Consider the following 5,719-nt stretch of genomic DNA (forward strand, 5'->3'; position numbering starts at 1 on the left):
AGGGTGCCAAGGGCTGGTCCTCGGCGCGTGAGGCTCGCCTGGCCGTCTTCAAGTGGATCACCCGCTACAACACCCGCAGGAGACATTCCGCCATCGGCTACCTCAGCCCGATCGACTACGAGCAGCACACCGTCGATAGGGTGCTGCTCGCCGCATGACAACCGGTGTCCACACCTCGGGGTGAGCCCCCAAAGGTCGTTTCCCGTTGAGGCCTCTGGATCTGACGAGCCGATGATGAAAGCCCAGAAAGTCCAGGCCTTCCCCGCCGACCTCCAGATGGGCGATGCGGGTCTTGGCCGCCTTGGCTCCAAGCCCAGCTCGGACAGCAGTTGGGTTAACCGGGCCGGCGCCCGTTCGGCCTGACTGCGTGACCAGCACATCGCGATCAGATCGTCGGCATAACGGACCGGCGTCCCATCTTCTTCGTCCCATGCCCGGTCCAGCCGTGCAGATAGACGTTGCAGAAGACGGGGCTGACCACCCCGCCCTGCGGGCTGCCGGTGACCTCGCGTCGTACCTGCCCCTCCTCCATCACCCCGGCGCGCAGAAGCTTCAGCAGGGACTGGTCGCAGATGCGTTCCTCGATCGCTCGCATCAACTCCTGATGCGGAATCGCCGAGAAACAATCGGCGATATCCGTCTCGACTACCCACCGGCGCCCTTTCGCCTGCTCATCCACGAGCACTTGCAGGGCGTCGTGCGTCGACCGCCTCGGGCGAAACCCAAAAGAGCAGTCGAGCATGTCCGCCTCAAAGACCGGTTCGAACACGATCTTTACGGCGGCCTGCACGACCCGATCCCGAACCGCCGGGATCGACAACGGCCGATACTCGTCCCTGACTCCCGGCTTGGGAATCAGCACCCGGCGAGCGGGCAACGGACGATATCGCCCCTCCCGGAGTTCGGCGGCCAGCTCATGAGCAGCCGGGCGACCCCGTACTCCTCGATCTGGCCCAGCGTGGTCTTGTCGATGCCGGGCGCGCCGTTGTTCGCGCGCACCATGACCCACGCGCGCGCCGGGACGTCTCTGCGATAGACCTTGTCCATCAGCGCGTGGAACCTGCGTCCGGGATCGGCCTTGGCCGCCCGGTAGAGCACATGCTGCAAGGCACGGACCGGATCACGCGCGGACGCGACCCCGAAGCGGTGGGACTAATTAGCCGAAACAGCACTCACCGGGCCTCCTCCTCAAAGACACTGTGCATCGCCCCGATTTCGAGAGGCTCGGCACTCCCTCGTCTCACCAAGCTGGCGGGGTGAGTAACGACGCCGCAGGCTTCGCTTCATGCTGCGGACCGCACCGTCGCTCCCCCATCAGGGCCTTTGACGCTGGGCTTCGACCCCGCCCGTTTCCAGACGAAACCGCCAGCCTGCTACCGGGTCTCCTGGCAGCTACCCGGACCGGACTTCCGCCGGCAAGCGACGACGAGCTTACGAGCAACAAGATCCACCGCTACGTCACGGCTTCACCTCCTGCTCTGCTGGGCCCACGAAAAGGGTCACTGCTTCGGACGGACCGAGAACTCCAGGGGATGTTCGTTCCTGGCCTGCCCTATCAGCGGTAAAGCTTCGCCAAGCCCGGGTTGAGGGTGGTTCGCGGAGGAATGATCCCGCTCTGCCGTTAAAGGGAGATAGACGATGACTGATCAAATGCTGGGCGTTCACTCCGAGGTCGGCACGCTGCGTAAGGTCATTGTGCACCGGCCTGAGCTCAGCTTCCACCGGCTCACCCCTAAGAACATGGAAGATCTGCTGTTCGACGACATCTTGTGGGTTGAGCAGGCGCAAATTGAGCATGACGCCTTCGTGACGGTGATGCGCGAACGTGGCGTCGAGGTTTTCCACCACCAGCAGCTCCTGGCCCAGGCACTGGACGCCAGTTTCGAGGCCAAGCAGCACGCCATCGAGCAGACTGTTACCCACCTGACCGTCGGTCCGGCGCTGGTTGATGTCGTCCGTGAGACGTTGGCCGGTTGGAGCGGCGAGAAACTGGCCACCCACCTGATCGGCGGGCTGACCAAGGAGGAGTTCGGCATCGCCGACCTGGAGGCACACTCTCTAGTGGTGGCCTCGGCGAACCCGCGCGAGTTCATCTTGCCGCCGCTGCCCAACTCGCTCTACCAGCGCGACCCGTCGGCCTGGCTGTACGGCGGGGTCTCACTGAACCCGATGTTCTACCACGTCCGCCTGCTGGAGACGATCAACCAGTCGATCATCTACCACTACCATCCGATGTTCGCCCATGAGGATTTCGCCTACTGGTATCCGTACGCCGGCGAGGACAAGCGTTTCAACGAGGAGTCATACGGCATGGCCGCCATGGAAGGCGGCGACATGATGCCCATCGGGAACGGCACGGTAGTGATTGGAATGAGCGAGCGTACCAACGCCCGCACTGTCGAGCACATCGCGGTGTCGATGTTCGCGGCGGGCGCGGCAGAACGGATCATCGCGGTCCACGTTCCCAAGAGCCGCTCCTACATGCACCTGGACACGGTCTTCACCTTCTTGGATGTTGACAAGGCCACCGCCTACCCGCCGTTTTTGGAGACCGCCACCACCTATTCGCTGCGCCCCGGCGACAAGGAGGGCACCACGGAGGTGCACCGCGATACTAGTTTCGCTGCCGCGCTGCAGGAGGCACTCGGGCTGACCCGCCTGGAGATCATCCCGACCGGCGGCGATGACTACCAGATGACCCGTGAGCAGTGGGACTCGGCTAACAACTTCTTCGCCCTGTCCCCCGGCGTCGTGATCGGATACCACAAGAACGCCTTCACCAACCGCAAGCTGCGCGAGCACGGCGTCGAGGTCTTGGAGATCGAAGGCTTCGAACTGGGCAAGGGCCGCGGCGGCGCCAGGTGCATGACCTGCCCCATTGAACGCGACGCGATCTGAGCGCCGCGGCCGGTCATCTGTCGAGCTCGATACATGAGTTCGGCAGATGGCCGGGCCGTCTCTGACGCCGATGCCAACCGCGCAGTGAGCCTGACATTGCGCGTGGGCGAGTTGCTGCTCGCCAACGGCGAGGGAACCGAGAACGTCACGGCTGCGATGCTCGCGATTGGGCGAACGTATGGCCTGCGCCGCATCGAAGCGGATGTGAACCTGTCGGCGCTGACGCTGTCGCTTGTCCGGGACGACGGTCGCCTGCCGGTCACGGCCGAGCGGCGGGTACGCAGGCGTGAGCCTGACTTCGCCCGGCTGATCGCGCTGCACGAACTGGTCGACGAGGTCACCGGCCAGAGGCCGTCGCTGGCTGAGGCGCAACGGCGTCTGCGCGAGCTGACTGGCCGGGCCGGGGTCTACCCGGGCTGGGTGGTGGTCACGGCGCTCGCGCTGGTTTCGACCTCGGCGGCGGTGCTTGTAGGAGGCGGTGTGGTGGTGGCACTGGCCGCGTTCCTGGCGACTGCGCTCGGCGACCGGGCCGGGGCCTGGCTGGCCAGGCGGGGGGTGGCGGAGTTCTTCCAGTTGGCCGTGGCGGCGGCCGTCGGTACCGCGGCCGCGGTGTTCATGATCTGGCGACAGATGCCCGTACAGGCCTCGGCGGTCGTCGTGGGCGCGGTGATCGCGCTGTTGCCCGGCCGGCCGCTGGTCGCCTGCGTGCAGGACGGCATCGCAGGTGAGTACGTCACCGCCACAGCGCGGTTGTCGGAGGTGGTGTTCATCGTAGCGGCGGTGATTTCCGGGATCGGCACCATGCTGACCTTCGCCGTCAAGGCGGGGGTGTCGGTCACCGTGAACGACGCGCCCGCAGCGCCGCTGTCGCTGGCGGTACCGCAACTACTCGGGGCGCTCGGGCTTGGGCTGACGTTCGCAGTGGCCCTGCGGGTACCGCCCAGGCATGTGCCGCCTGCCGCGTTCGGCAGCGTGGCGATCTGGATTGTGTACGTCTGCCTGTGCTGGCTGAAGTTGCCGACGGTGCTGGCCACGACGGCGGCCGCCGCGGTGATCGGGCTGCTGGGCTCGGCGTACGCGCATCGGGTGCGCGTGCCGCCGATGGTGTTCGTGATCCCGGCGATCGGGCCGCTGCTGCCAGGCTCGGAATTGTTTCGCGGGATGTTGAAGCTGAGCCTGGGTGACGTGCTGGGCGGCTCGCACTATCTGATCGAGGCGCTGTCGATTGCGCTGGGCATCGGCGCTGGAGTGATCTTGGGTATCGACTTGCTGCGCGCCATGCGTCGTCGCGATGTGACGCGACGGATCCGCCAGGCCGCCCGCCGTACCAGGGGTTACTGACCTGCCTCTGACCTCCGCGCGATTCACCCTGTGTAACTCTGGGTAGTTGGCTCATTGCTTTAAGTCTGCATCGAGGTGCGGATCTGGGCCGCGCTTCAGGAGCAAGGAGACATGGTGGGCCTGAACGGCGATATCTGTCAGGAAGGCATCCGATGAGCAGCCACCCGGCGTTGCTGTTGTTCCTGGCCCTGTTCGGCCTCTACAGTCCGGTCGCGGCGCTCGCTTCCTACCTGCCGATCATACGGTCCTTTAACCGTGGGCAGGTCCTGCGCCTGGCCGTGGGCCTGGCGCTCAATGTCGTCGTGTTCGTGCTCCTCGCGCTCTGGGTCGGTGAGCCGCTCCTGGAACTCCTCGGCATCAGTGTCGCCGCGCTCACCGCCACCGGAGGCATCGCGCTGGCCTTCGCCGCCATCCCCCTGATGCTGGGCAAGGCGGGCACCATCGAAGAACTCGACAAGGCGCCGTCCGGCGAAGAGCCGCAGACCGCGCCAGAAAGCGTGAAATCGGTGCTGTTCACGCCGGTGACCTTTCCCCTCACCGTCGGAGGAACCACCTTCGCCTTCGCCGTCGCAGCCTCCGCGCAAGCCCCCAACCTTATGGACAAGGCGTTGCTGTCGCTGGCCGCACTGTGTTTCGCCGCTGTCACAGGCATCACCCTGTACGCCGCCGGCCACGTCCAACGGCGCATCTCCCTAAAGGGCGCCATGCTCCTTGACCGTATCGCCGGTATCTTGCTTACCGCCATCGCCGTCATCCTCCTGGCGAACGGCTTCACCGACCTCGTCCTCAACCGCCTCAACAGCTGACCCGGATGGCGGTCCTCCGGGTATGGCCTGGGACGGCGGTCGGGGACCTTCTTCGATGTTGACCTTGGTTCCCCTTTGTTTCCCGTCCGGTCCCATGGCATCTGGCATGCCTGTGGCGCGTGATCAAGGACACGATCTTGACGTGGTGACGGCCCGCCCGCTGCTGGCTCGGTGGGCTGGGGGTGAGGAACGAGGCCCAAACCTGCGATCGCCCCTGACCACTCCGGGGGATCGGCCACCCCGTGGCGATCGTCGTGCTGCATTGGGACACTGCGTGACTGGGCGAGCGGAAGTGCAGTTCTGGAGATGTGAGTACTGGTCCTTGGTTCGATCATGAATTCTTCTGTGTCTACGCCAGGGGAAGAGGTACGCGGTGTCACAGCTACGGATCTGCCCGGCAGCCCCAGGGAGAGACGCTGCCCTGCTCGCTGAGATGAACCATCACGCACATGGCATCCACGTAGAGCATCGGCCGGACCATACAGGGGGCTCACCCCGAGGTGTGGACACCGGTTGTCATGCGGCGAGCAGCACCCTATCGACGGTGTGCTGCTCGTAGTCGATCGGGCTGAGGTAGCCGATGGCGGAATGTCTCCTGCGGGTGTTGTAGCGGGTGATCCACTTGAAGACGGCCAGGCGAGCCTCACGCGCCGAGGACCAGCCCTTGGCACCCT

7 protein-coding genes are annotated in these 5,719 nt (G+C 65.3%); 4 read left to right on the plus strand and 3 right to left on the minus strand.

Annotation, left to right across the window (positions count from 1 at the left end):
* Positions 1–158: integrase core domain-containing protein (locus E1286_RS45535; protein WP_223189708.1), on the plus strand; the 158-nt coding region annotated here is incomplete at its 5' end.
* A 227-nt stretch (positions 159–385) separates the two neighbouring features.
* Here E1286_RS45535 and E1286_RS49705 read toward each other — a convergent pair.
* Together E1286_RS49705 and E1286_RS49710 are read right to left on the minus strand one after the other, a co-directional pair.
* Positions 386–862 (minus strand): reverse transcriptase domain-containing protein, encoded by a 477-nt coding sequence (locus E1286_RS49705; RefSeq protein ID WP_132623386.1) that lies wholly within the window; start codon positions 860–862, stop codon positions 386–388.
* Complete coding sequence (locus E1286_RS49710) at positions 856–1,107, minus strand: hypothetical protein (protein ID WP_132623388.1); 252 nt, start codon at positions 1,105–1,107, stop codon at positions 856–858. The genes E1286_RS49705 and E1286_RS49710 overlap by 7 nt, the downstream gene beginning before the upstream one ends.
* Positions 1,108–1,638: 531 nt before the next feature.
* On the opposite strand from E1286_RS49710, the gene E1286_RS45550 reads away from it, so the two are divergent.
* From E1286_RS45550 to E1286_RS45560, 3 genes are all read left to right on the plus strand, one after another.
* Positions 1,639–2,898, plus strand: a complete 1,260-nt coding sequence (locus E1286_RS45550) for an arginine deiminase (protein WP_132623390.1) — start codon at positions 1,639–1,641, stop codon at positions 2,896–2,898.
* Positions 2,899–2,931: 33 nt separating this feature from the next.
* Positions 2,932–4,239 (plus strand): threonine/serine exporter family protein, encoded by a 1,308-nt coding sequence (locus tag E1286_RS45555; RefSeq protein ID WP_132623392.1) that lies wholly within the window; start codon positions 2,932–2,934, stop codon positions 4,237–4,239.
* Positions 4,240–4,391: 152 nt separating this feature from the next.
* Complete coding sequence (locus tag E1286_RS45560) at positions 4,392–5,045, plus strand: MarC family protein (protein WP_132623394.1); 654 nt, start codon at positions 4,392–4,394, stop codon at positions 5,043–5,045.
* A gap of 516 nt (positions 5,046–5,561) precedes the next feature.
* On the opposite strand, the gene E1286_RS45565 is transcribed toward E1286_RS45560, so the two are convergent.
* The coding region (locus E1286_RS45565) for an integrase core domain-containing protein (RefSeq protein ID WP_223189708.1) at positions 5,562–5,719 on the minus strand (158 nt) is incomplete at its 5' end.

This window comes from Nonomuraea terrae (assembly GCF_004348995.1).
Lineage (GTDB): Bacteria > Actinomycetota > Actinomycetes > Streptosporangiales > Streptosporangiaceae > Nonomuraea > Nonomuraea terrae.

Excerpts from the sequence above, each read along its gene's own strand:
- E1286_RS45550 (WP_132623390.1), top strand. The coding sequence starts at position 1,639 with ATGACTGATCAAATGCTGGGCGTTCACTCCGAGGTCGGCACGCTGCGT.
- E1286_RS45555 (WP_132623392.1), top strand. The coding sequence starts at position 2,932 with ATGAGTTCGGCAGATGGCCGGGCCGTCTCTGACGCCGATGCCAACCGC.
- E1286_RS45560 (WP_132623394.1), top strand. The coding sequence starts at position 4,392 with ATGAGCAGCCACCCGGCGTTGCTGTTGTTCCTGGCCCTGTTCGGCCTC.